The organism is Neisseria sp. P0021.S007 (assembly GCF_051956855.1).
On sequence record NZ_JBQCXA010000732.1, the window covers coordinates 1 to 617 of the forward strand.

A 617-nucleotide genomic window follows, 5' to 3' on the forward strand; every position below is an offset into this window, starting at 1 on the left:
GTTTCGAACCCATGGTTTTGCGCAGGATAGCCGGTTTGCCTGCTTTCAAAGTAGGTTTGAATACATAGAATTCGTCAGGGTTTACCGCGCCTTGTACGACGTTTTCGCCCAGACCGTAAGAAGAGGTAACGAAAACGACTTGGTCGTAACCGGATTCGGTATCGATGGTAAACATCACACCGGAGGCACCGCTGTCAGAGCGCACCATGCGTTGTACGCCGGCAGAAAGGGCAACGATGTCGTGCTCGAAGCCTTTGTGGACACGGTAAGAAATGGCACGGTCGTTATACAGGGAAGCGAATACATGGTGCATCGCTTCTTTAACGTTATCCAAGCCGTTGATGTTCAGGAAGGTTTCTTGTTGGCCGGCAAAAGAAGCGTCCGGCAAGTCTTCTGCTGTTGCGGAAGAACGTACGGCAACGGAGATATCCGCACCGCCGGCATCGGCAACCATTTTGTTCCAAGCTGTTTCGATTTCAGCATCCAGCTGCTCAGGGAACGGAGTATCCAAAATCCATTGACGGATTTCTTTACCCACGCGCCCCAACTCGGCAACGTCTTCAACATCCAGTTGTTTCAGGGCTTCGGAAATACGCTCGCTCAGACCATTGTGAGCC

General features: G+C 51.7%; 1 protein-coding gene. It reads right to left on the reverse strand.

The window, feature by feature from the left end; translation table 11 throughout:
• Window positions 1-617 (reverse strand): PEP/pyruvate-binding domain-containing protein (locus ACTHUR_RS15650; protein ID WP_440399561.1); only part of this gene is annotated, 617 nt, incomplete at both ends.